The sequence below is a fragment of the Sphingobacterium sp. MYb388 genome (assembly GCF_037479535.1).
GTDB classification, from domain to species: domain Bacteria; phylum Bacteroidota; class Bacteroidia; order Sphingobacteriales; family Sphingobacteriaceae; genus Sphingobacterium; species Sphingobacterium anhuiense.
Window position 1 is genome coordinate 582,046 of sequence record NZ_JBBGYV010000001.1, and the last position, 25,741, is coordinate 607,786.

At 35.3% G+C, this 25,741-nt stretch carries 27 protein-coding genes and 1 riboswitch; of the genes, 15 read left to right on the top strand and 12 right to left on the bottom strand.

Features of this window, described 5'->3' with window-relative positions; genetic code table 11:
* Positions 1 to 12 precede the first annotated feature (12 nt).
* The 3 genes from WH188_RS02590 to WH188_RS02600 are packed head-to-tail and all read right to left on the bottom strand — an operon-like array spanning position 13 to position 2,224.
* The gene (locus WH188_RS02590) at positions 13 to 447 is read right to left on the bottom strand and encodes an ATP-dependent zinc protease family protein (RefSeq protein ID WP_021192272.1); all 435 of its coding nucleotides are present in this window, start codon (positions 445 to 447) and stop codon (positions 13 to 15) included.
* A 53-nt stretch (positions 448 to 500) separates the two neighbouring features.
* Positions 501 to 1,679, bottom strand: coding sequence for an AIR synthase related protein (locus WH188_RS02595; protein ID WP_132772853.1), 1,179 nt, complete (start codon positions 1,677 to 1,679; stop codon positions 501 to 503).
* A 59-nt stretch (positions 1,680 to 1,738) separates the two neighbouring features.
* Positions 1,739 to 2,224 carry a DNA-deoxyinosine glycosylase gene (locus tag WH188_RS02600; protein WP_031289756.1) on the bottom strand — a complete coding sequence of 162 codons (486 nt, stop codon included), beginning with the start codon at positions 2,222 to 2,224 and terminating at the stop codon, positions 1,739 to 1,741.
* A gap of 121 nt (positions 2,225 to 2,345) precedes the next feature.
* On the opposite strand from WH188_RS02600, the gene WH188_RS02605 reads away from it, so the two are divergent.
* The 5 genes from WH188_RS02605 to WH188_RS02625 all read left to right on the top strand — a co-directional run bounded on the left by WH188_RS02605 (position 2,346) and on the right by WH188_RS02625 (position 7,510).
* Positions 2,346 to 3,218: an SPFH domain-containing protein gene (locus WH188_RS02605; RefSeq protein WP_021192269.1), complete on the top strand. Its 873-nt coding sequence runs from the start codon at positions 2,346 to 2,348 to the stop codon at positions 3,216 to 3,218.
* 17 nt (positions 3,219 to 3,235) lie between these two features.
* Positions 3,236 to 3,424: an Arc family DNA binding domain-containing protein gene (locus tag WH188_RS02610; RefSeq protein ID WP_339423212.1), complete on the top strand. Its 189-nt coding sequence runs from the start codon at positions 3,236 to 3,238 to the stop codon at positions 3,422 to 3,424.
* A gap of 170 nt (positions 3,425 to 3,594) precedes the next feature.
* Entirely contained in the window at positions 3,595 to 4,299 is a 705-nt protein-coding gene (pepE, locus tag WH188_RS02615) for a dipeptidase PepE (protein WP_243655497.1), read from the top strand.
* 67 nt (positions 4,300 to 4,366) lie between these two features.
* Positions 4,367 to 5,683, top strand: a complete 1,317-nt coding sequence (gene mgtE, locus WH188_RS02620; RefSeq protein WP_132845362.1) for a magnesium transporter — start codon at positions 4,367 to 4,369, stop codon at positions 5,681 to 5,683.
* A 93-nt stretch (positions 5,684 to 5,776) separates the two neighbouring features.
* Positions 5,777 to 7,510: a thiamine pyrophosphate-dependent enzyme gene (locus WH188_RS02625; RefSeq protein WP_339423213.1), complete on the top strand. Its 1,734-nt coding sequence runs from the start codon at positions 5,777 to 5,779 to the stop codon at positions 7,508 to 7,510.
* A 51-nt stretch (positions 7,511 to 7,561) separates the two neighbouring features.
* Here WH188_RS02625 and WH188_RS02630 read toward each other — a convergent pair whose 3' ends face one another.
* The 6 genes from WH188_RS02630 to ubiE all read right to left on the bottom strand — a co-directional run bounded on the left by WH188_RS02630 (position 7,562) and on the right by ubiE (position 11,863).
* On the bottom strand, positions 7,562 to 8,857 hold the full coding sequence (locus WH188_RS02630) for a voltage-gated chloride channel family protein (protein WP_339423215.1): 1,296 nt from the start codon (positions 8,855 to 8,857) through the stop codon (positions 7,562 to 7,564).
* Between the two features lie 50 nt (positions 8,858 to 8,907).
* Positions 8,908 to 8,970, bottom strand: a riboswitch (Fluoride riboswitch).
* Between the two features lie 6 nt (positions 8,971 to 8,976).
* Positions 8,977 to 9,351, bottom strand: coding sequence for a DUF423 domain-containing protein (locus WH188_RS02635; protein WP_021192264.1), 375 nt, complete (start codon positions 9,349 to 9,351; stop codon positions 8,977 to 8,979).
* Position 9,352: 1 nt separating this feature from the next.
* Positions 9,353 to 9,808: a GNAT family N-acetyltransferase gene (locus WH188_RS02640; protein ID WP_339423216.1), complete on the bottom strand. Its 456-nt coding sequence runs from the start codon at positions 9,806 to 9,808 to the stop codon at positions 9,353 to 9,355.
* A 50-nt stretch (positions 9,809 to 9,858) separates the two neighbouring features.
* Entirely contained in the window at positions 9,859 to 10,308 is a 450-nt protein-coding gene (locus WH188_RS02645; protein ID WP_021192262.1) for a GatB/YqeY domain-containing protein, read from the bottom strand.
* 16 nt (positions 10,309 to 10,324) lie between these two features.
* The gene (locus WH188_RS02650; RefSeq protein WP_021192261.1) at positions 10,325 to 11,089 is read right to left on the bottom strand and encodes an SDR family NAD(P)-dependent oxidoreductase; all 765 of its coding nucleotides are present in this window, start codon (positions 11,087 to 11,089) and stop codon (positions 10,325 to 10,327) included.
* A 33-nt stretch (positions 11,090 to 11,122) separates the two neighbouring features.
* The gene (gene ubiE / locus WH188_RS02655) at positions 11,123 to 11,863 is read right to left on the bottom strand and encodes a bifunctional demethylmenaquinone methyltransferase/2-methoxy-6-polyprenyl-1,4-benzoquinol methylase UbiE (protein ID WP_132772838.1); all 741 of its coding nucleotides are present in this window, start codon (positions 11,861 to 11,863) and stop codon (positions 11,123 to 11,125) included.
* Positions 11,864 to 12,295: 432 nt separating this feature from the next.
* Here ubiE and dnaB point away from each other — a divergent pair, with 432 nt between their 5' ends.
* The gene (dnaB, locus tag WH188_RS02660; RefSeq protein ID WP_132845370.1) at positions 12,296 to 13,903 is read left to right on the top strand and encodes a replicative DNA helicase; all 1,608 of its coding nucleotides are present in this window, start codon (positions 12,296 to 12,298) and stop codon (positions 13,901 to 13,903) included.
* 58 nt (positions 13,904 to 13,961) lie between these two features.
* Here the strand turns inward: dnaB and WH188_RS02665 are convergent, their stop codons facing one another.
* Positions 13,962 to 14,366 (bottom strand): hypothetical protein, encoded by a 405-nt coding sequence (locus WH188_RS02665; RefSeq protein WP_021192258.1) that lies wholly within the window; start codon positions 14,364 to 14,366, stop codon positions 13,962 to 13,964.
* Positions 14,367 to 14,683: 317 nt separating this feature from the next.
* On the opposite strand from WH188_RS02665, the gene dinB reads away from it, so the two are divergent.
* From dinB to WH188_RS02695, 6 genes are all read left to right on the top strand, one after another.
* Complete coding sequence (gene dinB / locus WH188_RS02670) at positions 14,684 to 15,781, top strand: DNA polymerase IV (RefSeq protein ID WP_339423217.1); 1,098 nt, start codon at positions 14,684 to 14,686, stop codon at positions 15,779 to 15,781.
* Positions 15,782 to 15,883: 102 nt separating this feature from the next.
* The gene (locus WH188_RS02675) at positions 15,884 to 18,013 is read left to right on the top strand and encodes a S9 family peptidase (RefSeq protein ID WP_339423218.1); all 2,130 of its coding nucleotides are present in this window, start codon (positions 15,884 to 15,886) and stop codon (positions 18,011 to 18,013) included.
* A 154-nt stretch (positions 18,014 to 18,167) separates the two neighbouring features.
* On the top strand, positions 18,168 to 18,956 hold the full coding sequence (locus WH188_RS02680) for a hypothetical protein (RefSeq protein ID WP_021192257.1): 789 nt from the start codon (positions 18,168 to 18,170) through the stop codon (positions 18,954 to 18,956).
* A gap of 15 nt (positions 18,957 to 18,971) precedes the next feature.
* Positions 18,972 to 20,126 carry a 1-deoxy-D-xylulose-5-phosphate reductoisomerase gene (locus tag WH188_RS02685; RefSeq protein ID WP_132772830.1) on the top strand — a complete coding sequence of 385 codons (1,155 nt, stop codon included), beginning with the start codon at positions 18,972 to 18,974 and terminating at the stop codon, positions 20,124 to 20,126.
* A gap of 24 nt (positions 20,127 to 20,150) precedes the next feature.
* Positions 20,151 to 21,476, top strand: coding sequence for an RIP metalloprotease RseP (gene rseP / locus WH188_RS02690; protein ID WP_132772828.1), 1,326 nt, complete (start codon positions 20,151 to 20,153; stop codon positions 21,474 to 21,476).
* Positions 21,477 to 21,547: 71 nt separating this feature from the next.
* Positions 21,548 to 21,751 carry a YwbE family protein gene (locus WH188_RS02695; protein ID WP_021192254.1) on the top strand — a complete coding sequence of 68 codons (204 nt, stop codon included), beginning with the start codon at positions 21,548 to 21,550 and terminating at the stop codon, positions 21,749 to 21,751.
* 116 nt (positions 21,752 to 21,867) lie between these two features.
* Here WH188_RS02695 and WH188_RS02700 read toward each other — a convergent pair whose 3' ends face one another.
* Both WH188_RS02700 and panB read right to left on the bottom strand, forming a co-directional pair.
* Positions 21,868 to 22,476 carry a hypothetical protein gene (locus WH188_RS02700; RefSeq protein WP_132845379.1) on the bottom strand — a complete coding sequence of 203 codons (609 nt, stop codon included), beginning with the start codon at positions 22,474 to 22,476 and terminating at the stop codon, positions 21,868 to 21,870.
* Between the two features lie 13 nt (positions 22,477 to 22,489).
* Entirely contained in the window at positions 22,490 to 23,305 is an 816-nt protein-coding gene (gene panB, locus WH188_RS02705) for a 3-methyl-2-oxobutanoate hydroxymethyltransferase (RefSeq protein ID WP_339423219.1), read from the bottom strand.
* 126 nt (positions 23,306 to 23,431) lie between these two features.
* Between panB and WH188_RS02710 the strand changes: the two genes are divergently transcribed.
* The 3 genes from WH188_RS02710 to pyrF are packed head-to-tail and all read left to right on the top strand — an operon-like array spanning position 23,432 to position 25,616.
* The gene (locus tag WH188_RS02710) at positions 23,432 to 24,175 is read left to right on the top strand and encodes an RluA family pseudouridine synthase (RefSeq protein WP_168125870.1); all 744 of its coding nucleotides are present in this window, start codon (positions 23,432 to 23,434) and stop codon (positions 24,173 to 24,175) included.
* Positions 24,176 to 24,184: 9 nt separating this feature from the next.
* Positions 24,185 to 24,763, top strand: a complete 579-nt coding sequence (locus WH188_RS02715) for a TlpA family protein disulfide reductase (protein WP_339423220.1) — start codon at positions 24,185 to 24,187, stop codon at positions 24,761 to 24,763.
* Positions 24,764 to 24,779: 16 nt separating this feature from the next.
* Positions 24,780 to 25,616, top strand: a complete 837-nt coding sequence (pyrF, locus tag WH188_RS02720; RefSeq protein ID WP_132772822.1) for an orotidine-5'-phosphate decarboxylase — start codon at positions 24,780 to 24,782, stop codon at positions 25,614 to 25,616.
* The last annotated feature ends 125 nt before the right edge of the window (positions 25,617 to 25,741 follow it).

Below are 25,741 nucleotides of genomic sequence, written 5' to 3' on the forward strand. Positions count from 1 at the left end.
TGAATATTCTTTTTATCCAACAGATTTTTGAGATAAGTTAGATCTTGACACGTCCACGATAAACCTTTTTGATAGGAAACTTTTTCCTAGTAACATAGGATATCGCATGGAAGAACGGTTTCTAAAAGATAATTTAATTTCGAAAAACTGATTATATAATTTGGCTTTTGTTAATATGTAATAACGCTTTTCTTTTTGACCGAATGAACTTTTTACAATTTTTTCTCGATAAACAGGAAATTTGAATATGCGAAGTTCTCTTGTTTTAAAATTAACGATAATATGGCAAATAATCCACTTTTGATTTTCAATTATTTTGATTTCATAAGATTCACAATGTAAAACAGATGATCCCGCACCTGTATCTACTTTTGCTTCAATATTAAAAATACCAAGTTCCGGTAAATCTAATGATTCTTTCCAACCCACAATTAGTTTATCTTTCATGGTTATAAGGAGTCATTAGACTTGATAAAATACCAAGTCTAATGACGTTTTAGTTATTCGTAAATAAACTCGCCGTAAGGAGATTTAACTGTTACTTGTTTTGTAGTAGCAGCTTCTACGCGACCAATAATTTGAGCGGGAATACCATAAGATTCGGAGATTGCAATAATTTCTGATGCAATTTCTTCAGGTACATAAAGTTCCATGCGGTGTCCCATGTTGAATACTTTGTACATTTCTTTCCAATCCGTATTTGATTCTTTTTGAATCAAATCAAACAATGGAGGGATAGGGAAGAGGTTGTCTTTGATAACGTGTACTGCATCAACAAAGTGTAATACTTTCGTTTGTGCACCACCTGAACAATGTACCATTCCGTCAATTTGAGAACGGTAAAGATCTAATATTTTTTTGATTACCGGCGCATATGTACGTGTTGGAGAAAGAACTAGTTTTCCTGCTGTAATTTCTTCACCAGTTTCAACTGTGATTTTATCGGTTAAATTTTGACTGCCTGAAAAAACTAAGTCATATGGAACAGCAGGGTCAAAACTTTCCGCATATTTTGCTGCAATATTTTTATTAAAGACATCATGACGTGCGGAAGTTAATCCATTGGATCCCATTCCTCCGTTATATTCTGTCTCATAGTTAGCTTTTCCTGAAGAGGATAAACCAACAATTACATTGCCTGGTTTTATGTTGTGATTAGAAATGACGTCTTCACGTTTCATGCGACAAGTTACCGTACTATCTACAATAATAGTACGTACTAAATCGCCCACATCTGCAGTTTCACCTCCTGTTGAATAGATACCGATACCCATCTCACGGAGCTCTGCTAGAATTTCTTCTGTTCCATTAATAATTTCTGCAAGAACTTCTCCTGGAATGACATTCTTATTACGACCAATAGTAGATGATAATAAAATATTATCGGTAGCGCCTACACAAAGTAAATCATCAAGATTCATGATGATTGCATCTTGTGCAATACCGCGCCAAACAGATATATCACCTGTTTCTTTCCAGTAAACATAGGCCAAGGAAGATTTCGTACCTGCACCATCAGCGTGCATAATATTACACCACTGTTCATCACCACCTAGAATATCAGGAATGATTTTACAAAAAGCTTTTGGATACAATCCTTTATCGATGTTCTTAATAGCATTGTGTACATCCTCTTTACCTGCGGATACACCTCTTTGGTTATATTTTAAATCTGACATGTTGCTGCAAAAATAATGATTCGTTATGAATTTTAAGCTTTTATTGTAGTAAATATTTGTTAATCTTTTTTAAATATGAGTTGCCATTCAAGAAGTAATTTTTCTAAAGAGTATTGTGCATTTGCAGGACTTGTGCTTGGTAGTGTGTAATACTGGTATTGATCCGCTTTTTTAAAGTGTTTATCAAATACTTTACGTGCTTTTTGTCCATTAAATATGATGGTATGGAGGTGTGGGTGCTGGGAAAAGAATGTAGTGAGGTCATTTGGAATTTCCTCAAGGATATCGAGATCCATACTGCCTTTTCTTTTTGCTTGTGCGCACACATCCCATAGACCGATCCTATTTTCTAGCAGTATATTTAATTTTTCTGAATAAGAATGAAAGTCAGTTATATTAAAAATCCGTTGGATTAATTTCCAGAATCGATTCTGAGGATGTGCATAATATTCTTGGGCTTGAAGCGACCTGTCTCCGGGTAAAGAACCCAATATTAATACTTCAATATCGTTATTTTGAATGGGTAAGAATGATTGTTTAAACATCTTGATAATAAACATTTATGCCGAATATAAAGAATCCTTTTTGATCTGGCATATTTTATTTTGAAATGAAATCTAAATGCTATATATTTGATATCAAACTAATATCAAAACTTAAAAAAATATGGAAAAATTAATTAAACCTCTTTCTGGTTATTTAGCTCTTTTAATTGCTATTGTTCTTTTTGTACTTGGAATCGTATGTTTCTTTCAAGCAGAAGCTTCTTCCTGGTATATTGCGGTGGGGATTTTATTTATTTTAACCACACTGTTCTTGTTAAAGGGTCTGATGATCATTAATCCAAATCATTCACGTGTGTTGAATTTCTTTGGAAGTTATATTGGTACAGTAAAAGAAAATGGGTTATTTTTTGTTAATCCTTTGTACTCTACTTTAAATGTTAGTCTACGATCGGATAATTTACAGGGACAAACTTTAAAAGTAAATGATAAAATGGGTAATCCTATTGAAATAGGCGCTGTTATTGTTTGGCAAGTTGGTGATACTTATAAGGCTACTTATGATGTGACAAATTATACTTCATATGTCCGCACACAAAGCGAAGCGGCTGTGCGGCATTTGGCAGGTAGTTTTCCTTATGATAATTTAGAAATAGATCCTAATAATCAAGCAACAATTACTTTACGTGAAGGTGGAGATACTGTTAATCATATCTTAGAAAAAGAATTATTAGATCGTTTGGCTCCAGCTGGTATTATTATAAAAGAGGCGCGGATCAGTCATTTAGCGTATGCTTCTGAAATTGCCGGAGCAATGTTACAAAGACAGCAGGCAACTGCGATTGTTGCCGCTCGTGCTAAAATTGTTGAAGGTGCAGTTGGTATGGTAGAAATGGCTTTGCAAAGATTGTCTGAAAAAGATATAGTTGAGCTTGATAATGATAAAAAGGCAGCAATGGTTAGTAATTTGATGGTTGTACTCTGCGGGGAAAAGGCGGCATCTCCTGTGTTAAATACGGGAACCCTGTATCAATAGTTTTATTCATAAATAATATGGCGGAAAAAAAGAATTTCATGCTCCGGATTGATAGTGATGTATATAAGGCATTGGAAAAATGGTCTGCCGACGAATTTAGGAGTGTGAACGGACAAATAGAGTTTTTATTGAATAAGGCATTGAAAGAAGAAAAGCGCTTACTTGATAAAAAAATAAAAACAACTTCAGATAAATCAGTAGAGTAGTTTGTGGTTGGTTTAACATCCTTAATTGAAATTTATTGCATTTGACTTGTGATAGTTGCTAGTGTGAAAGTAAAGGTTTTTAAAATCATTTTCACACTAGCTTTTTTAATGATGAAATAACATAATAAATTTTAAATTTGAATGAATTTTGAGTGGTAAGATAGATAGATATGAATAATAATTTTAGATTGCTTGTTATCAGTACAAGTACGATCCATGGAAGTTCTTTTTTGACCTATATAAAAAATGATTTGGTTGACTTTATTCAGACCGATGAATTGATATTTGTACCTTACGCAAGGCCATCTGGTATTTCTTATGATGAATATACAGCTAATGTTCAGAAAGCTTTAAAAGATAAAGGAATTCGGGTAAAGGGTCTACACACTTTTTCTGATCAAAAGGATGCAATAAAAAAAGCAAAAGCAATTTTTATAGGGGGAGGAAATACTTTTCTTTTGCTCAAGACTTTGTATGAATTGGATCTTGTTAGTGAAATTAAATCGGCTGTTGCTTCTGGTTTACGTTATGTGGGTACTTCAGCTGGATCTAATTTAACGGGCTTGACAATTGGTACAACTAACGATATGCCGATCGTTTATCCCCCAAGTTTTGAAGCGTTACAGTTTTTACCTTTTAATCTCAACCCACATTATCTTGATCCAGATCCTAACTCTACACATAAAGGTGAAACGAGAGAGACAAGAATCCAAGAATTTCATCAATTCAACAGTCAGGCTGTGTTGGGTTTACGAGAGGGTAGCTGGTTACATGTTGAGCATGGTCAAATTGAATTGAAAGGTGAACTGTCTGCACGATTATTTCAACAAGGAAAAGATCCCATTGAGCTTAATCCTGGTCAACTTCAATTTTGAGATATTTACAAAATACTTTAGCAATTTAGCTTCTAGATTTTAGCGGTGATTAAAAAAGTAATTATTTATGAGTAAAAAAATAAAAGTACATCCCGCAGATATTGCTGAAAATCTAAGTAAATTAGACAAAGAGGCTTTGTATGAGCAATTTAATCATTATGATTTTGACTTGCAACTCGAGATATTCTCTTTTTTAGAAAAGGATGTTCAATATCGCCTAGCAAAATCCCTCTCAGAATCGGAACTGACAGAATTGCTTAACAACTTAAAGCCTGATATTAGGAATCAGCTATTTTCTGATTTACCTGATGATTTGATTAAGTACTTAATTAATTTGTTAAATGAACGTGAAAAACAGTTAGCGTTGAAGCTGATTGGCTATGATGAAAATAGTATTGCACATCTCATGACCCCGATGTATGTCCAAGTTAGACCATATTTTACTGTTGAACATGTTTTTAAGCATATTAAGCTTTTTGGAAAGAAGGCTGAAACCTTAAATTTTATATATGTTGTCGATGAAAAGAATGTGCTTATTGATGATTTAAAAATAGGTGAGTTGTTATTAGCCGATACAGATACTGAAATTTCAGAACTGATTGATCATAATTTTGTTGCTATCAGAGCCGCAACTCCTATGGAGGAGGCATTTGAAATTTTCCAGAAATATGATCGAAGTGCGCTTCCGATCACGACGGATAATGGTGTATTGGTCGGTATTGTGACATTTGATGATGTATTGGATCAGATAAAAGATCGAGATACGGAAGATATCCAACGTTTTGGCGGGATGGATGAACTTGATGTTGCTTATACAAAAACTCCGTTACTTAAATTGATTCAAAAAAGAGCTGGTTGGTTGATTATTTTGTTTTTAAGTGAAATGCTAACAGCTTCAGCGATGGCTTACTTTGACGGAGAAATTGAAAAGGCTGTAGTTCTTGCTTTATTTGTTCCATTAATTATTTCTAGTGGCGGAAATTCTGGATCGCAAGCTGCATCATTAATTATTCGAGCCATGGCTTTGGGAGAGATAAAACTTAAGGACTGGTGGTATGTCATGAAACGTGAGATTTCATCTGGTCTGATTTTGGGAGGTATATTGGGTACTATTGGTTTTCTTAGAATTTTACTTTGGCAAGAACTGGGGATATATGATTATGGTATTTACTGGGTTTATATTGCACTAAGTGTTTCTTTATCTTTACTTTTTGTTGTGCTTTGGGGTACATTATCCGGTTCGGTTATCCCATTTGTACTACGCAGATTCGGTTTAGATCCGGCAACTGCTTCAGCACCTTTTGTCGCAACTTTGGTTGATGTATCCGGATTGATTATTTATTTTACCGTTGCGGGCTTATTATTATCGGGTAAGCTATTATAGCCTTTATTAACAGAATATTTTAAAACTGATTCTATTTTTCATTGTTATTTAGTATAGGGGGTGTTGATTTCCCCTTAACTTAAATAATTTAATATGGCAAAGATTGTAGCAGATCAGTTGGTTGAAATGCTTGTGGAAGCAGGTGTAAAACGCGTTTACGCGGTTACTGGAGATAGTCTTAATTTTTTTAATGAAGCAATACGTAAAGATGGCCGACTTAAATGGATTCATGTGCGTCATGAAGAAGTTGGGGCTTACGCAGCAGCTGCTGAAGCGGAACTGGATGGAATAGCATGTTGCGCAGGTAGTTGCGGGCCTGGTCACGTTCATCTCATAAATGGCATGTATGATGCTCATCGTTCACACGTTCCTATGATTGTAATTGCTTCTACAATCAATACCTCGGAGATGGGTATGGGGTATTTTCAAGAGACAAATACTGTAAAGCTTTTCGATGACTGCAGTTGCTACAACCAATTAATAACTACTGCGGAACAGGCTCCTCGAATTATTCAGACTGCCATACAGCATGCAATAGGACAGAAAGGAGTTGCTGTCATCGGTTTGCCAGGGGATGTATCAGAAATGAAAGCTGAAGATTCTTCGGTGTCTACCCAATTATTTTATGTTAATCCTGTCATTCGGCCTTCTGATAGTGAATTAGACGCTCTTGCAAAAGTTATTAACGCGAGTAAATGCGTTACCGTTTTTTGCGGAATTGGAGCATCTGGGGCTCATCCTGAAATTGTACAATTATCTCAAAAGATTTTGGCTCCAGTAGGATATTCTTTTAGAGGTAAAATGGGGATTCAACATGATAATCCTTACGAAATAGGAATGACTGGTCTGCTAGGGCAAGCCGCAGCCTATCAAAGTATGCATGAGTCAGATTTGATTTTATTATTAGGTACGGATTTCCCTTATGATAAGTTTATGCCTACTAATAATAAGATTATTCAAATTGATACTGCTGTTGAACGATTAGGACGACGCGCAAAATTGGAAATGGGATTGTGCGGAGATATCAAGCATACTTTACAGGCACTTCTTCCGCTGCTGGAACAAAAAGAAGATGCAAGTTTCCTTGAAGCTCAGCTGAAGATCTATGAGAAAGTAAAGGACAATATGCGTAGTTTTATGCAAGAAAAAGGGGGGGAGGATACAATTCAGCCAGAATATTTGGCACACTGTATTAATGAACTGGCTACGGACAGTGCTATATTTACGGTGGACACGGGGATGACCTGTGTCTGGGGGGCGCGCTTTATTTCAGGGACTGGTAAACGGCAGATGCTCGGTTCTTTCAACCATGGATCTATGGCCAATGCCATGCCAATGGCAATTGGAGCTGCTTTGTCTCATCCAGAACAGCAAGTTATTGCATTATGTGGTGATGGTGGATTGTCGATGTTGCTTGGTGATTTAGCTACTATTAATCAATATCAACTGCCTGTAAAAATAATTGTTTTTAATAATCGGGCTCTTGGTATGGTCAAATTAGAGATGGAAGTTGCCGGACTTCCTGATAACGAAACCAATATGATAAATCCTGATTTTGCCGCTATAGCGGAAGCGATGGGTTTTAAAGGTATGAATGTACATAAACCTGAAGAGGTTAGGAATGCTGTTGAGTTTGCTTTATCGCATCCTGGTCCAATTTTATTAAATGTTTTTACGAATCCAAATGCGCTAGCTATGCCTCCTAAGGTTGATTTTGATCAAATGGTAGGAATGGCAAAGTCAATGTCTAAATTGATGCTTGGAGGTAAAATGCAGGAAGTTTTGGATACGATTAAATCTAACTACAAACACCTTAAAGAGTTGTAGTTGAAGAAGTTCAAGGATGGATTATTGGCGACAAATCCTTGAACTTTTTTATTATAGATTCCTTAATCGTTCGTAGATGTCATTTTGCCTTTTCTTTATGTGGAGATAGAAGTGATGTTTAGGGCCTGTGATGATCTGAGTTGTATAGATTCCTTTCGCTCCAGAAAAGAAATAGGCGACAAAACAGGCAATTGCAAAATAAATACTGGCTTCAAACCCAAATAATTCTACCCCCATCAGTATACAAGCCAGCGGTGTATTGGTTGCTCCTGCAAAAACAGCAATAAAACCCATTGCGGTCAATAATCCCATTGGTAGCGGAATAATTCCAAATAGGACATTACCTAGAGTTGCACCAATAAAAAATAATGGTGTTACTTCTCCACCTTTAAATCCTGCGGAAAGGGTGAAAGTGGTTAGTAATAGTTTGATAATAAAATCATAAGAATTTAATTGACTTTCGAATGAGGCTAATATGGTAGGAATTCCTAAACCTATATATTGTGTAGTTCCTAGCTGCCATATTAGGAAAATAAGGACAATACCTCCAATAAAAGGACGCAGGGGAGGGTATTGAATCTTTCTGAAAATGTAGCTAAAGATATCTCCGAATGCAGTGAATAGATAAGCTACTAATCCAAAAATTATACCTGTGATGACCGTATAAAGTAGATGTTGCGGATTGAGTGCGGGGATGATTTCTCGAATGTGATAATGGGTATGCGATACATTCCAGAAAGAACAGGCATAGTTGGCAATAAAGGCTGTCATGATACTTGGTATAAGTGCTTTTAATCTTGACTTTCCACCAGTTATAACTTCCAGTCCAAATAATGCACCTGCCCAGGGGGTTCCAAAAACAGAAGCAAATCCCGCACTTATCCCGATAATGATTAAAATCTTTCGATCGTCATGAGTTAACTTGAAAATTCTTGAGTATTGATCGGCGATTGCACCTCCTATTTGTACAGCGGTTCCTTCTCTTCCTGCGGAACCTCCAAAAAGATGTGTAAGCAACGTGCTGAATAAAACCAAAGGTGCCATTCTTAATGGGATGGTCTGTTCGCTTTGGTAATATTCTTTAAGCAGGAGATTATTGCCTTTGCTTGAAGCGCCACCATAGTAATGATAAAGTAATCCAATTATTAAACCTGCTAATGGTAATCCTAGCATGATGACCGGATGAAGATCTCTGTAATTTGTTACCCAGGATAGGCTCGTGAGAAAGAAAGCTGAGATTGATCCTACAATAAACCCAACTGAAATGGCGATCGCTATCCATTTTAAAGCACAAAAAGTCTTCTCTTTAAGTGCTATTTTTGATAAAGTGTTACTTTTAGTTGACATGTCTACTTACTTATTGTCATAAACGATTCTAGCGGATACAAAAAGTATCAGCAAAAGTAGACGTCATCAGCTCATTAAAGCGGTTAGTGGCAGACATCATTGCCTTAACATAGGTAAAGTTAAATAAAACGAATGATTAACGCAACCCAGCCAGCGATCATTAACAGTCCCCCTAATGGGGTAATTGGGCCTAAGAATTTTAAATTTTTATTCCAATATTGAGCAAAAGACAGGAGGTAGATACTGATAGAAAATAATAAAGTTCCTGCCGTTATACTATAAAATACAAAACGTTCACTGTAAAGGTCGAAATGTAAATTAAACCCTAAGACCAGTAAGGTAATAGCCGAATACATTTGATAACGAACACCTACTTCAAAAGAGGTTAGTTTTTCTTCGCTAATTAGTTTCTTAAAAGCGTGTGCACCAAAGGCACCCAGCATAATGGCTGTAGAACCTAATATTGCGGCAGTAATAATAACAATATGATTCATATTAGTAAGTTTTAGGTTTTATCATGTCAATATGTGGGATTCCATAATCCAGGTATTCATCAGATACTTGTTCAAATCCGAAGCTTTCATAAAATTTCTTTAGATAGGTTTGCGCACCTATCTGAATCGCTGTGCTACCATACTTTTCAGATATGCAGGTAAGCGATTTATTTATAAGAGCTTTCCCATAATTATTACCTCTAAAGGATGGGTTTGTTACAACTCGGCCAATTGCCGGTTCCGGATAAGATAGACCTGGTGGTACAATTCGGGCATAAACAACAATTTCATTATTGATTTCTGCCCAAATATGGGCGCACTGATCATCTTTATTATCCAATTCTGGATAAAAGCATTGTTGCTCATTCACAAAGACATCAACACGTAATTTGAGGATGCGATATAATTCTTCTGTTGTTAATTCAGAGAATGTCTTATATTTCCAAAATAATTCCATAAAAAGAAGAGCTATATTACTATAGCCCTTTTTATATTAAGTATATGTAATTAAGCGAGTAAACTTTTTACAAGCTCGGAAATTGTCCTTCCGTCGGCTTTTCCTGCTAATTGTTGGTTAGCAGCACCCATTACTTTGCCCATATCTTTTACTGTAGAAGCTCCAGTTGTGCTGATTATTTCTTTGATTATCGCTTCCACTTCTTCTCTGCTGAGTTGCTTTGGTAAGTATGCTTCAATTACTTCTTGCTCTTCAACTTCGATCGCATACAGATCATCTCTGTTTTGGGTTTTGTAAATTTCCGCGGATTCTTTACGTTGTTTTACTAATTTTTGAAGAACTTTAATTTCTGTTTCTTCTGTCAATTCTTCGCTGTGGCCCTTTTCCGTTTTTGCTAATAAAATAGCTGCTTTGACAGCACGTAAGCCACGTAATTTGTTCGCATCTTTTGCGATCATTGCGGTCTTGATATCTTGATTTATTTTTTCTTCTAAAGTCATATTAAACTGAATTTTATTATTTTCTATTTACAATCGTTCCTGTTGCTTGTGCGGTTGGCATAATAATGAGATCGTTGATGTTAACATGCTTGGGTCTGCTAATCACGAAAGATATTGTTTCAGCAATATCTTTTCCCGTTAAAGCGTCAACTCCGTTATACACATTTTTTGCACGCTCGATATCACCTTTAAAACGCACTTCTGAAAACTCTGTTTCTACCATTCCCGGATTTATGCCGGTTACTTTTATTCCTTTCGGAAGTAAGTCAATTCTCATTGCTTTATTAAGTGCATCTACTGCATGTTTACTGGCACAGTAGACATTTCCATTTGGATACACCTCTTTAGCGGCTATAGATCCTAAATTGACAATATGTTGTGCTCCCTCTTGATTTTCTAATAGCGGTATGACGGTTTTTGTAACATATAATAATCCTTTGACATTTGTGTCGATCATGCGATCCCAATCGCCGATATCGCCATCTTGGATGCTATCTAAACCCTGGCTTAATCCTGCATTATTAATAAGTACATTTATATTTTTCCACTCTGAAGGTAAGTTCTCAATTTTAGATTTTACTTCATCATAATTGCGAACATCAAGTTCAAAGATATGGATCGCAATTTGTGGATATTGTTTATTAAGTCTATCCCTAATTTCCTCTAATCTTTGGAAACGACGCGCACAAAGTAATAAATTATATCCTTCACGCGCTAAGACTTCTGCACAAGCTTCTCCAATACCTGAACTTGCCCCTGTAATGAATACTGTTTTTGACATTGAATTAATTTTAAAATAAAATAAATTGGTTCTCTATTTTGTGGCAATATATATCGTACAAACGCCAAAAGTCTGGGGGCGAATTATTGTGTTTGAAAAACCAACGGCTTTTGTAATTTCCGCGAATTTTTCACCATCAGGAAATCGAGCTACAGATTCAGGTAGATACGAGTATGCACTCGAATCTTTTGAGAAGAGTTTTCCTATTGTTGGGGTTATTCTTTTAAAATAAAAATTATACAATTGTTTAATTGGAAATTTTTTAGGATTAGAAAATTCCAATATTATTGCTTTTCCGCCAGGCTTCAATACACGACAGATATCTGCTAAGCCCTGATTTAGATTTTCAAAATTACGGACGCCAAATGCAACCGTTACAGCATCGAAGGTGTTGTCGTCAAATTGCAACTGTTCTGAATCACCAAGTTGTACTTCAAATTGCTCAGATAAACCTTTTTGTTTAATCTTTTGCTGTGCAACATCAAGCATACCTTGCGAAATGTCTACGCCGATTATTTTTTTTGGATTCAATATTTTAATTGATTCCAGCGCGAAATCACCAGTTCCTGTTGCTACATCTAACATATATTGCGGAGCGATGGATTTTAAAGCATTAATTGCTTTTTTACGCCAGATGATATCAATGCCTAAGGATAGAAAATGATTTAAAAAGTCATAAGTTTTGGATATGTTGTTAAACATATCTGCAACTTGCTCTTTTTTACCGTCTTTTGCGTCCTTGTATGGTTTTAATGATGATGCTTCATTTGTCATAGTAGCAAAGATACAATATTCTGATTGAGCTTTAATATGATCGAAAAGGAAAAATCAAAATAGCAAAATTTTCTTGCAAATACTTTATTCAGCGTGACGATTTGAATACATTTTTAATTATTTATTATTTTTTTGATTGCGCTATTGTTGCGATAAATAGCGTAACTTTATTAACATTGGTGGAAGTTGTTAACAGTTGCTTAATGTCTTGTTAATTAGATGCTGTTTTTTATTATCAACATTTTTTTCAACATCAAATGTGGAAAACTTGAGTTGTAAATCAATGTTTATCAAAAGCTTTTGGGGTGATTGTTTTCACAACTAATTTGACTGTGTACAACTCTTGAAAAATGTCTACCTTATTTTTTTTACATTTGCTATCCGCTATCAGTTTTTTAGCGTACATGCACAAGTTTTTGGATATCATATAAGATGAGTAACGATAATAATTTTGAAGATAGTAATACTGGAACTGGTAAGAAGACCAATTTCGGAGAGCGTAGAACCAAACTCAATAATTTAGTCAGTGGATTAGGTAAACTTCCTCCACAGGCTTTAGATTTGGAAGAGGCGGTTTTAGGAGCTCTGATGTTGGAGAAAAATGCCTTAAGTGAAGTTATTGATATTCTTAAGCCAGAATCTTTTTACAAAGACGCTCATCAGAAAATTTTCGAATCTATTTTTAGCTTATTTCAGAAATCATCTCCTATTGACTTATTAACTGTTACTGCTGAGCTTCGAAAAATGGGAGCTCTGGAAATGGTTGGTGGAGCATATTATATAACACAATTAACTGATCGTGTTGTTTCTGCAGCTAATATCGAATTTCATGCGCGTATTATTTCGCAAAAATATATTCAACGTGAATTAATCAAAGTTTCAACAGAGATTATTAATAGTGCCTATGATGAAACTTCGGATATATTTGATCTTTTGGATCATGCAGAGAAGAGTTTATTTGATATTGCCCAGAATAATTTAAGAAGAGATTCTAGGAAAATGGATGATATCATGCGTGAAGCAATATCAAATTTGGAATTGTTGCGTGATCGTACAGATGGATTAACAGGTGTTCCTTCTGGTTTAACAGCATTAGATCGTATGACCTCCGGATGGCAACCTTCAGATTTAGTAATTATTGCGGCTCGTCCTGCGATGGGAAAAACAGCCTTTGTTTTATCTGTAGCACGTAATGCTGCTGTAGATCATAATAAACCTGTAGCCGTTTTCTCTCTTGAGATGTCTTCGGTGCAATTGGTTAATCGTTTGATAGCTGGAGAAACAGAAATTGAACAGGAGAAGTTGAAGAAAGGTAATCTGGCTGATCATGAATGGCAGCAACTGCATTCTAGAATTGGAAGGTTGACTGAAGCACCTTTAATTATTGACGATACACCAGCATTAAACGTATTTGAATTTAGAGCCAAGTGCCGACGTTTAAAAGCGCAGCATGATATCCAGATGGTCATTGTCGATTATTTGCAACTTATGCATGGAAAGGCCGAAGGAAAAGGTGGTGGTAATCGTGAGCAGGAAATCGGTAGTATCTCAAGGGCATTGAAATCTGTTGCAAAAGAGTTAAATGTTCCGGTATTGGCCCTTTCACAATTAAGCCGTGCAGTAGAGTCTCGTCCAGGGAATTCAAAGCGTCCTATGCTTTCTGATTTACGTGAATCCGGATCTATTGAGCAAGATGCAGATATGGTATTATTTTTATACCGTCCGGAGTATTATGGTATGACTGAAGATGAAGAAGGTCGATCAACTGCTGGTGTAGGAGAGGTTATTATTGCTAAGCACCGTAATGGTGAAACTGGAATTGTACCACTTCGTTTTGTCGGTAAATATGTGAAGTTTGTTGATTTGGAAGATGAATTTACAGGTGTTGGTGCGGCGGATGGTTTTAATAATCCAACATCATTCAGTTCTCCAGCAATGAATCCTTCGGCTATGTTTAGTGGTAGTGATATGGGAGGGATGACTGGTGGTATTACAATGCCTTCACGTATGAATGACATGCCGGACGATGCGCCTTTTTAATAACTTTTGAATATACGGTTATAATAAAAGAAGCACTGTTTACAAAACAGTGCTTCTTTTATTTCATACTGATTACTTTATCTACGATATAGACCGTATTTCCTCGCCAAGGTAGTGCTCCATGATATTCCTTATAATGCAGATCAAAGTACTTTCCACTATTTGATTCGAGTTGTTTAAAAACGGTATCGTCTTCAATTGAAAATTCAAATTGATTGCTTGCGACACCACCAGCTTTCATCTGTCCAAAACCCTCTTGAATAAGCTTTCCTTCATACGTTTTGAAAACATTTCCTTTTTTGACAGCATAATTTAAATATCCTGATTTAACACCTTCTCCGAAAACGAAGTAATATTTATAATATGTTATGCTAGCTCCAATTGCTAAAATAACTAAGATGGTGATAAATAAAAATTTTTTAAAACCTCCTTTTTTTTGTTGCGTATCTGTAGAATTAGTCATATCTGAGTTTAATTTTATAATAAACTTAAGTAAAATTGTTTAGATGAACAATAAAGTTTCGTTTATACTTAAATCAATTTTTAGGCCATCTTTTTTTATATCGGTATTTATAATTCCTTAATTAATACTGGTTTTGGTTGTCTAAAAATGTAATTATGTAGTAATGCATTTATTTGCTGGAAGGAGTCGGTTATTCTGAATATAGTCAATCCTTTATCTGCGTATTTATTTTTTTGCATTAGGTAATGATGAATTCAAAATAGTAAATGTTGAGACTTCTCTGTATAATATTATCTAAATTTGTTTTTTGAAAAACGATGGATGATACAATATTAAATAAGAAGAGGAAAATAATTCATTTAGATATGGATGCATTTTTTGCTTCTGTTGATCAACGCGATTTTGAAGAATTACGGGGTAAGCCTATCGCCGTTGGTGGATCTCCTGATGGACGTGGTGTTGTAGCCACTGCTAGTTATGAGGCGAGAAAATATGGTGTTAAGTCGGCTATGTCATCTATACAAGCTATAAAATTATGTCCCCACTTAATTTTTACTCGTCCTAGATTTGATGTTTACAAACAGGTGTCCGATCATATTCGTTCCATTTTTTATCGTTATACTGATTTGGTTGAACCGCTATCTTTGGATGAGGCGTTTTTAGATGTATCGGATGATAAACAACATATTGGGTCGGCTCTAGAGATTGCTAAGAGAATTAAACGTGAAATAAAAGACGAACTTAATTTGACCGTGTCTGCTGGGGTGTCGGTTAATAAATTCGTGGCAAAGATAGCTTCTGATATGAATAAACCTGATGGTTTAACTTTTATAGGCCCTTCAAAGATTGTAACTTTTATGGAGGAGCTACCTGTTGAAAAATTTTTTGGAGTTGGAAAAGTAACGGCAAATAAAATGCGCTCTTTGGGTATTTTTAAAGGTCTCGATCTAAAAAAGCAATCACATGTAGATTTGACGCGATGGTTTGGTAAATCGGGAGATTTTTTTTATCAAATTGTGAGAGGTATTGACAATCGAGCAGTTGTACCAAATCGTATTCGTAAATCTATTGGTATTGAAGATACTTTTCCTAGTGATATTGGACAGTTAGATGAATTAAAATCAATTTTGGAAGACTTAAATTCACGACTTTATACACGACTTGAAAAAGGTGGTAAATGGGGGAGAACTTTGACTTTAAAAGTAAAATTTGCAGATTTTACGGTGTTGACAAGAAGTATCTCTATCTTGGAGATTTTTAAACATCAAGAAGATATGTATCAAATTGCACTTTCATTACTTTTAAAACTGGAGTTTGATAAAAAGGTCCGGTTAATGGGGATTTCGATTTCAAATTTTAGAGATGAAAGTAATGACCGTTTCGAGGGTTATCAATTGTCTCTGTTTGATGATTAATTAAATTCGAGTTGTCTAATCACCTTGTTACAACTTAAATTTCTTGTAAATAGGGGCAATTTCCTATATTAGTGCTCAAACTTAGATAATCTTCATATTTAAATGAGTAAATTAATTACCGCGCTGAGTCTTACGGCTTTTATTCTGGTATCAGAATCTACAGTTCAGGCGCAACAAAAACGATTGGATTTTGATCAATCTTGGGGAAATCGAAATTCATTAACACAAAATGTCAACTTCTACCCTGGTTGGGCAAACAGTGTGGCTTATCTAGAACGTGATGCGAAAGATGGTAAAACGTATCAAATTGATTTGAAAAGTGGGAAACGTGAATTATATGTCGTTCCTGCCAAATCATCTGTCAAAGTATACGTTTCAAAAAATGATATTTTTATTCAGGACGGTAGTCAAGCAGCTAAGCAACTGACAAGTTCTCCTGATGTTGCAGAGCAAAACCCAACACTTTCACCAGATGGTAAACTTGTTGCTTTTACACGTAAAAGTGATTTGTATGCGATTGATTTAACGACAGGCAAGGAAATTCGTTATACTACCGATGGTACAGATGTTATCTACAATGGTTGGTCATCGTGGGTGTATTATGAGGAGATCTTAGGTAGATCAACTAATTATAAAGCTTTTTGGTGGTCGCCAGATAGTAAGAAGTTGGCTTTTATGCGCTTTGATGATACAAAGGTGCCTATGTTTCCAATTTATGTGTCGAAAGGTCAACACGGTTATCTAGAAGAAACGCGTTATCCTAAAGCTGGAGATCCAAATCCAGAAGTTAAGGTCGGTTTTGTAAATGCTACTGGTGGAGAAGTGACCTGGTCTGATTTTAACGAAAAGGATGATCAATATTTTGGCCAACCTTATTGGAGTTTTGATAGTAAAAATATCATGGTTCAATGGATGAATCGTGATCAGAATAATTTGAAATTTTATCAAGTTGATCCTAACTCTGGAGCTAAGAAAGAAATTTATGATGAAAAACAATCTTCATGGATTAATTTAGATCATGAAGAGCGTATCACCTATCTGGCCGATAATAAACACTATATATTAAAATCAGATAAGACAGGCTGGGCTCACTATTATCTTTATACTTTAGATGGTAAGTTATTAAATCCAATTACATCGGGTAATTGGCAGGTGACTTCATTAGAGTATATCGATGAGAAGGCAAAAGTAGTTTACTTCATGGCGCGTAAAGAGAATTCGGCACGTTATGATCTATATCGTGTTGACTTTTCAGGTAAGAATATGAAAAGACTGACATTTGGTGATTATTCGCATGATGTAAAAGTATCTCCTGACGGACATTATTTCATAACTAATTATTCTAACGTAAGCACACCTAATAAGGTAGCACTAGTTGACAATAAGGGTAAAATTGTAAAAGAACTGGCCGATAGTAGAGCATCGGATTTTAATACCTATAAATTTGGTGAGACAAAATACTTTACTATAAAGTCTGATGATGGACAGTATGATTTACCTGTTGTCGTGACTTATCCGACGGATTTTGATGAAGCGAAAGAATACCCTGTTATTTTCAGTATATATGGTGGTCCTGACGCAGGTACTGTGAAAGATACATGGAAAGGTACAAGAAGTCAATATTGGGCTAATGAGGGCGTTATTCAAGTGTCGGCTGATCATCGTGCATCTGGACAATTTGGAAAACAGGGCGTAGCACTTATGCATCGTAATCTGGGGCACTGGGAAATTATAGATTATTCTACTGTTGCGAAATGGTTTAAAGCAAAACCTTGGGTAGCTAAAAATAAATTTTTGATTACTGGTCATAGTTATGGCGGTTATATGACATGTTTAGCAATGACTAAAGCCGCAGATGTTTTTGATTTTGGGATAGCTGGTGCTCCTGTGACATCATGGGAGTTGTATGATACCCATTACACAGAGCGTTGGATGGATACGCCACAAGATAATGCAGAGGGATATAAAAATGGTTCTGTCTTAACTTATACGGATAATTACAAAGGTGTTTTGAGAATTATGCATGGCGATATGGACGATAATGTTCATTTGCAAAATACCATGCAATTGGTTGATGCTTTGACCGATCGTTCTGTACCTTTCGAGTTGATGATTTATCCGGGTAGTCGTCACGGATTTGAAAGATCTAAAAATGCATATGATTTTAAAGAACGTGTACGTTTTTACTATCAGTATTTATTAGAAAAACCGGTTCCAAAGGACTTTAAATAGAGGTGTACCTATAACTAAAGCCTTCTCAGAATATTATTTGAGAAGGCTTTTTTGTTTTGCTATCTTTTGTGTGTAAAAAAAGATGAAATATTGAGTTGTTAAATTGTTGATAACCAAAAATTATTTCATCTTTGTGTAATTTATTTTTATTTCGATGATTCAGTTTCTCAAGGAGAGCACTTTTGCTGTTAATGAAGTTTTAAGCAGATCAATTCATATACTAAAGGGACATTATTTCTCAATAGGGGGATTGTTATTGTCTATTTTTTTATTGTTTGTTGTTGCTCATGAATTAACTTTTTATTTGGAGACCTCAAGTATACTTCTCAAAATTCCTTTGATGCTGTTATTTGCTGTAACTTTATTAGGCTTACAATTGTTTCTGTTTAAATTTATTTTGAATTTATTGGATCATAAAGAGCATGTGGGGGTTGTTAAAACATGGCCTTCCTGGGCAGAATTAATTAATTTTTTAGGTGGAATTGTCGTTTTTACATTAGCTTCTATATTGATTCTTTTTTTTGCTATGATTGTTTGTTTCCCGCTTATCTATATGGGTATAGATACGGAGGTGGTATCATTTGAGATCGTACCAAATGTAGGAGCAATCTTATCCTTCTTTATATTGCTTCGTATCTCATTCTTTCCTTTTTTTATTATTGATAAAGGAATTAGTGTCATGAAATCTTTGCGTTGGAGTCTGGCGATTACGAAAGGAAATATAATTCGTTTATTTTTAATTTTATTGAGTTTAGCTTTTGTTAGCGTATTAAATATTTATTGTGTTTATATGGAGTATTCCATTATGGCAATTATATTTAGTTTAATAAATTCATTTTTAATTATCCCGTTAACTTCTGTTGTCTATACAGTTGCTTACCGAGATATGGTTCAAGAATATAAGGGTAGTGAAGATCCGAGTATTTTAAGTAATATATTTTAATAAATAATTTTGATTTTGAATAAAAAAGGAATTGCGGTTTTAGGTTCAACGGGTAGTATAGGTACACAAACCTTAGATGTGGTACGCGCCTTTCCTGATCTTTTTCATGTTGTAGTATTGACCTGCGGTTCAAATGCTACTTTGTTAGTAGCGCAGGCATTAGAATTTTTGCCCGACGCTGTTGTTATTATCAATGAAGAACAAGTTGATTTTGTTAAATCAAAATTAGGACATACTCAAATTGCGGTTTACTCAGGTATGCAGGCTTTAGAAGAAGTGGTACAGTTTGAGTCGGTTGATGTTGTTTTGAATGCCATTGTAGGTGCTGCTGGACTCAGACCTACTGTTAAGGCTATTTCCTGCGGTAAGGATATCGCACTAGCTAACAAAGAAACACTGGTTGTTGCGGGTGAATTGGTGATGAGCTTAGCTTCTCAATATCAAGTTAAGATGTTGCCAGTCGACTCGGAGCATTCAGCGATTTTCCAATGCTTGGTTGGTGAAGAAGCTAATCCAATTGAAAAAATATATATCACTGCTTCTGGAGGGCCTTTTCGTGGGAAGGACCGTTCGATATTGACTTCCGTAACAAAGGAACATGCTTTGAAACATCCGAATTGGGTAATGGGTGCTAAGATTACGATTGACTCGGCTTCATTAATGAATAAAGGACTTGAAGTAATCGAAGCAAAATGGCTTTTTGATCTGAAAGTAGACCAAGTTGATGTAATTGTACATCCTCAGTCCATTGTACATTCGCTTGTACAGTTTCAAGATGGATCTTTAAAAGCACAACTCGGATTGCCAGATATGAAGTTACCGATACAGTATGCCCTGTCTTATCCAAATCGTTTAATGAATACTTTTGAACGGTTTAATTTTATGGATTATCCAGAATTAACTTTCGAAAAGCCAGATTTGGAAACTTTTAAAAATTTGGCATTAGCTTATGATTCTTTACGAAAGGGAGGGAATAGTGCCTGTGTACTCAACGCAGCAAATGAAGTCGTTGTGGATGCATTTTTGAAGGATAAGATTAGTTTTTTAGGAATGAGTGATGTGATCGAGACTGTATTGGAAAAAGTAAATTATCTTGCGAGACCAAGTCTAGATGACTATATTGAGTCCGATTATGCTGCAAGGAGAGTTGCGCAAGAAATAATCAATTAAGTAAATAATTATAGAAGAAGATACATGGGTGTTTTAATTATGGTGGCACAAGTCATATTGGGCTTGTCAATTTTGATCGTATTGCATGAGTTGGGCCATTTTTTAGCGGCACGCGCTTTTGGAATTAAAGTAGAAAAATTTTATTTATTTTTTGATGCATGGGGTGTCAAATTATTTAAATTCAAATATAAAGACTGTGAATATGGAATTGGCTGGTTGCCTTTAGGTGGCTATGTTAAAATTGCTGGTATGATTGACGAATCCATGGATACTGAGCAATTGAGTGGAGAGCCTCAAGAATGGGAGTTTCGTTCAAAACCAGCTTGGCAACGTTTGATCGTGATGCTAGGTGGTATTATTGTTAATGTCATTGTTGGTGTTGTTGTATTTTGGATGTTAACATTTAAAATGGGCACTACGGACATCAAGAATGATCAATTGGTGAATGGTATTGTACCCGGAGAAATTGGGAAGTCAATCGGCTTGCAGGCGGGAGACCGTATTTTGGCTATTGATGGCACTAAGATTGAAAACTATTCAGATTTAATTAGCTCTAAACTATTAATGGGAGGAGTAGATCTGACTGTAAATCGTGCTGGTGCTGATACAAAAATTCATGTTCCAGCGGATATTTTAAATACAATTGCGGATAAAAAAGATGAGAAATTTATAGAACCACGGATGAAAATGACCTCTGTTGCAGCTATTCAACCGGGTTCAGAAGCAGTTAAAATGGGTTTTCTTAAAGGCGATAGTATTGTTGCAGTTGACAATACGCCAATTCAGTTTTTTGATCAGTTTAAGGACCAATTGAAAGCAAAAGTCGGAAAACCAGTTGAATTGAAAATTGTACGCGATGGTCAAGAACAATCTTTAAAAGGTGTTGTGCCTTCTGATGCGATTTTGGGTTTTAATGTTAATCCGGATCAAACCATTAAAACATTTACGATTCATTATAGTTTAATGGAGTCTTTGCCAATGGGGGCAAAGAAAGCATTCACGGTTATTACTGATAATGCAAAAGGATTTGGTAAGATATTTAAGGGAGAGATTCGTGCCGATAAAGCTTTATCAGGTCCTGTAGGTATTGCCCAGTTGTTCGGTACTGAAGTGGACTGGGTACGCTTCTGGTCATTAGTAGGTATGTTGTCTATGGCTCTGGCATTCATGAATTTATTACCGATACCGGCATTAGATGGTGGACACGTGGTATTCTTGTTGATCGAAATGATCCAAGGAAAACCATTAAGTGAAAAATTCTTAGAGAAGGCACAGATGGTAGGTTTCTTTATTTTACTTGCTCTAATGGTCTTTATTTTTGGAAATGACATTTTTAAATTATTCAAGTAAGGGATATTAAGTTTATACAAGGGGGTCTTACTTAATTTGTAAGACCCTTTTTATTTTTAGATATTTGTATTATGGATGGAAAAACAAGAGCAACGATTAAACCTGGTATGTTGGTTAACATTATCTTGAAAAAAGATCAGCGATCAGGAGAACTTACTGAAGGTATTGTTAAGGATCTTCTGACATCTGCACCATTTCACCATAGAGGAATCAAGGTTCGGTTGATGGATGGTCAGATCGGTCGAGTTGCAGAGATAATTGAGGATGACTTTTAACCTATTTTAGTTTTATAAAAAAAGCTTCTGACCTAATAGGATAGAAGCTTTTTTTATAAAACATTTTAAGAAATTGCTCTTTCGATCTTCATTATAGACCAGATTTATAACTGGTCTTAGATGATCGGAAATATCTTTTTCTGAATATCTATTTTAAAATTCTTTTGTAGGGAATCAAAAAATAAATGATTGCTTGGATTATTTTGAAAGACTAAATACGGAATCTCTATAATCTCTTTTTGTGTTTTTATTCTAAAGTACCCAAATAATAATCCTTTTGTATTTTGGATTGATTCAATTTGTTGCACTGCCTTAACATCTCGTAACAAATTAAAGTGATAAGGGTCTTTTGTCATAGATTCAATGATTACATCTTCAGTTTGCTTATTATACCAAATTACTTGACTGCTCGTTTTCTTTAAATGATTCTTAAAAAGAAAAAGGTAACCAATCATGTATATTGATATTGGAAATAGGAATAGTAAAATCTTTATCTTGATTATCAGCGCAAGCATAATAATCAATAAAATTGCTCCTATGCCTACATTTTTCATTACCTTTTGAGATGTATCTGCTATGATAACTTTGGATGTATCTATTTTTTGATAACCATTTTTTACAATAATAGCTGGACTATTGGTTGCGGTAAATGACGCGGACAGCTTTTTACTGATGTAGTACAATAAAAATAAAATAAGTCCAACTATTAATATAACTTTGGTCATGACAGTTTATATGTTAATACTGTTCATTATCATTTGGATAATTAACTGATTTTACATCAGCTACATATTGTCCTACAGCTCCCGTTATTTCTTGATATAATTGTGCATATTGTCTTAAAAACTTAGGTTTAAAGCCTTTAGTCATACCTAGCATATCATTGACAACTAGAACTTGTCCGTCACATTGGTTACCAGCGCCTATACCAATAGTCGGTATCGCTAAACTTGCAGTTACTTCGGCAGCAAGTGCTGCTGGTATTTTTTCCAACACGATGGCAAAACAACCTGCTTCTTGCAGTGCTAGCGCATCGGCCTTTAATTTTTCGGCTTCATTATCATCTTTAGCACGAACACCAAAATTTCCAAATTTATTAATTGCTTGTGGTGTTAATCCCAGATGTCCACAAACTGGTATTCCCGCATTTATAATTTTCTTAATGTTGTCAATGATTTCTAGACCACCTTCCAATTTAAGGGCGTGTGCTCCCGACTCTTTCATGACACGTACTGCAGATAAATAGGCTTGATCGATGCTTCCCTGATATTCGCCGAAAGGAAGATCCACTACAACCATTGCTCTAGTTGTACCTCTTACAACAGATGCCGCGTGGTAGATCATCTGGTCTAAGGTGATGGGCAGTGTTGTTTCATAGCCTGCAAATACGTTCGCAGCGGAGTCGCCTACTAAAATGATATCGATGCCACCTTCGTCAAGCGCTTTTGCCATGGTGAAATCATAACCTGTTAACATCGCGATTTTTTCATGACGATGTTTCATTTCCTGTACCTGTACTGTAGTGATACGTTTTATTTCTTTATTTACAGACATTACTGATTTGTTTAAATTAACCAAAATTAGAGAAATTCGTTGAATTAAGGTCATTAATTATTGATTTTAAAATGATAGTTTGGTAATTAGCAGATTAAATTGCTTTGATTTTACTATTTTTGCAGGATGAGAGAAAACGAAACTCGCTTATTTAAATTTCCAAAATTTTCCGATCTAATTGTTTTTGAAGATGATAATTTGATTGTTATCAATAAACCCCCTTTCATTGCTTCGTTAGATGAGCGTGAAGGAGGAGAGATCAATATTTTACGATTAGCAAAAAAATATTACGCAGATGCGCAGATTTGTCACCGGTTAGATAAGGAAACTTCTGGATTATTACTGATTGCTAAAAATCCTGAGACCTACCGTTCTGTTTCTATTGAATTTGAAAGACGTCGTGTCAATAAGGTATATCATGCTATCATTGCAGGCACACATACATTTACGGATTTAAAAGTTGAGTTACCCATTTTAAATCAAGGAAGCAAAAATGTGTCAATAGATCGCGCCAAAGGTAAGGCGGCTACTACAATTTTTAATTCAATACGTTATTTTAACCACTATACTTTAGTCGAATGTAAGCCTATTACAGGCCGTATGCATCAAATTCGTATTCACTTAGCCACACAGAAAGCTGCAATTGTGGGAGATGATATGTATCATGGAAAACCGGTATACTTGTCACAGATTAAAAAACGTGGGTTTTCTTTGGCTAAAAATGAAGAGGAACTACCAATTATGAAGCGCTTTGCTTTGCACTCCCGGTATGTTGACTTTACAATTGATGAAAAGAAGTTTGAGTTTGAAGCCCCATATCCAAAGGATTTTGCGACTTTGCTTAAACAGTTAGAAAAGTTTGATTCTTAAATGCCGATCATGAATCCGAAAACAAAAAAAATAATTGGCAATTCAGTATTTGTCGTTATCATTCTTTTGCTTTTGTGGCCAACAAGTAGAGCTTATTTTCAACAAGGCTTAATGAAAATTGGTTTATTTAAACCAACATTGGAAGAACCTGAAAAAATAGATTCGCAGATTTCTGTTCAGAATAACATTTCTTTTAAAAATGATAAAGGGGAGATCGTGAATATGAACGATCTAAAGGGTAAAGTTGTATTCATTAATTTTTGGGCCACATGGTGTCCTCCTTGCATTGCAGAAATGCCTTCCATTGCTACGTTATATGAACGATTGAAAGGTAATAGTGAAGTCGTTTTTCTGATTGTAGAAATTGAAGGAGAATCTGAGAAGGCAAATAAATTTATGACGGGTAAACAATTAAATCTACCCGTTTATTATCCAAATTCACAAATTCCTAAAGAATGGTTAGGTGGTTCTATACCAACGACATTGATTATCAATAAACATGGTGAGATTGCTACTAAACATGAAGGTTTAGCAGATTATTCTCGCCAGGAAGTTTCAGATTTTATAATTGAATTAACAAAAAAATAAGTACAGAATAACCGGTATGACTAGAGCAGAACTTATTCAACAGATTAAGATAAAAAAATCATTTCTTTGTGTTGGTTTAGATACAGATATTACAAAAATACCAGAGCATCTACTGGCAGAGGAGGATCCAATTTATACCTTTAATAAAGCCATTATTGATGCTACATCAGATTTGTGTGTCGCATACAAACCGAATATCGCATTTTATGAGAGTTACGGTATTAAAGGATGGCAGTCTTTGCAAAAAACTTGGGAGGCTTTACCTAAAGATTGTTTGAGTATTGCTGATGCTAAACGTGGTGATATCGGAAATACATCAAAAATGTATGCACAGGCATTTTTTGATGAAAAGCAATCGGGATTAGGTTTTGATTCCATTACGATAGCACCATATATGGGAAATGATTCTGTTACTCCCTTTTTAGATTTTGATGGCAAATGGGCAATTGTACTGGCATTGACATCAAATGCAGGAAGCCTGGATTTTCAAAATTTTAAGAATGAATCAGGTTTGCAGTTATTTGAGCAAGTCATTGATAAAGTGAATACATGGGGAACAATTGAAAACCTGATGTATGTAGTAGGTGCGACCCGTGGTGAAGGTTTTATTAAGATTCGTGAGCATGCTCCTGATCATTTCCTTTTAGTTCCGGGTGTTGGAGCGCAGGGAGGTTCTCTTCAAGATGTCTGTCAATATGGAATGAATAAGGATTGTGGCCTTTTAGTAAATAGCACAAGAGGTATTATCTACGCTTCAAAAGGACATGATTTTGCGGAGAAAGCAAGAGAAGAGGCTTTGAAATTACAACAAGAGATGGAAGCCGAATTAATTAAGGCTGGAATTATTAGTTAATTCTTACATATCGGCATATTGAAAAGCTTCAGATCGAAAGGTCTGAAGCTTTTTTTGTTGGAGATTTTATTTTATGTATTTAGATGATTGATCGTGATTATTCATAAAGAAGAAATTGTAAATTT

Coding starts and splice junctions, on each gene's coding strand:
- WH188_RS02605 (WP_021192269.1), top strand. CDS start 2,346: ATGGAAAAATTAATTAAACCTCTTTCTGGTTATTTAGCTCTTTTAATT.
- WH188_RS02675 (WP_339423218.1), top strand. CDS start 15,884: ATGAGTAAATTAATTACCGCGCTGAGTCTTACGGCTTTTATTCTGGTA.
- WH188_RS02650 (WP_021192261.1), bottom strand. CDS start 11,089: ATGTCAAAAACAGTATTCATTACAGGGGCAAGTTCAGGTATTGGAGAA.
- WH188_RS02640 (WP_339423216.1), bottom strand. CDS start 9,808: ATGGAATTATTTTGGAAATATAAGACATTCTCTGAATTAACAACAGAA.
- dinB (WP_339423217.1), top strand. CDS start 14,684: ATGGATGATACAATATTAAATAAGAAGAGGAAAATAATTCATTTAGAT.
- WH188_RS02600 (WP_031289756.1), bottom strand. CDS start 2,224: ATGTTTAAACAATCATTCTTACCCATTCAAAATAACGATATTGAAGTA.
- WH188_RS02630 (WP_339423215.1), bottom strand. CDS start 8,857: ATGTCAACTAAAAGTAACACTTTATCAAAAATAGCACTTAAAGAGAAG.
- pyrF (WP_132772822.1), top strand. CDS start 24,780: ATGACTAGAGCAGAACTTATTCAACAGATTAAGATAAAAAAATCATTT.
- mgtE (WP_132845362.1), top strand. CDS start 4,367: ATGAGTAAAAAAATAAAAGTACATCCCGCAGATATTGCTGAAAATCTA.
- WH188_RS02665 (WP_021192258.1), bottom strand. CDS start 14,366: ATGACTAATTCTACAGATACGCAACAAAAAAAAGGAGGTTTTAAAAAA.
- WH188_RS02625 (WP_339423213.1), top strand. CDS start 5,777: ATGGCAAAGATTGTAGCAGATCAGTTGGTTGAAATGCTTGTGGAAGCA.
- rseP (WP_132772828.1), top strand. CDS start 20,151: ATGGGTGTTTTAATTATGGTGGCACAAGTCATATTGGGCTTGTCAATT.
- WH188_RS02590 (WP_021192272.1), bottom strand. CDS start 447: ATGAAAGATAAACTAATTGTGGGTTGGAAAGAATCATTAGATTTACCG.
- WH188_RS02635 (WP_021192264.1), bottom strand. CDS start 9,351: ATGAATCATATTGTTATTATTACTGCCGCAATATTAGGTTCTACAGCC.
- WH188_RS02700 (WP_132845379.1), bottom strand. CDS start 22,476: ATGACCAAAGTTATATTAATAGTTGGACTTATTTTATTTTTATTGTAC.
- pepE (WP_243655497.1), top strand. CDS start 3,595: ATGAATAATAATTTTAGATTGCTTGTTATCAGTACAAGTACGATCCAT.
- WH188_RS02645 (WP_021192262.1), bottom strand. CDS start 10,308: ATGACTTTAGAAGAAAAAATAAATCAAGATATCAAGACCGCAATGATC.
- WH188_RS02695 (WP_021192254.1), top strand. CDS start 21,548: ATGGATGGAAAAACAAGAGCAACGATTAAACCTGGTATGTTGGTTAAC.
- panB (WP_339423219.1), bottom strand. CDS start 23,305: ATGTCTGTAAATAAAGAAATAAAACGTATCACTACAGTACAGGTACAG.
- ubiE (WP_132772838.1), bottom strand. CDS start 11,863: ATGACAAATGAAGCATCATCATTAAAACCATACAAGGACGCAAAAGAC.
- WH188_RS02715 (WP_339423220.1), top strand. CDS start 24,185: ATGAATCCGAAAACAAAAAAAATAATTGGCAATTCAGTATTTGTCGTT.
- WH188_RS02680 (WP_021192257.1), top strand. CDS start 18,168: ATGATTCAGTTTCTCAAGGAGAGCACTTTTGCTGTTAATGAAGTTTTA.
- WH188_RS02595 (WP_132772853.1), bottom strand. CDS start 1,679: ATGTCAGATTTAAAATATAACCAAAGAGGTGTATCCGCAGGTAAAGAG.
- WH188_RS02610 (WP_339423212.1), top strand. CDS start 3,236: ATGGCGGAAAAAAAGAATTTCATGCTCCGGATTGATAGTGATGTATAT.
- WH188_RS02710 (WP_168125870.1), top strand. CDS start 23,432: ATGAGAGAAAACGAAACTCGCTTATTTAAATTTCCAAAATTTTCCGAT.
- dnaB (WP_132845370.1), top strand. CDS start 12,296: ATGAGTAACGATAATAATTTTGAAGATAGTAATACTGGAACTGGTAAG.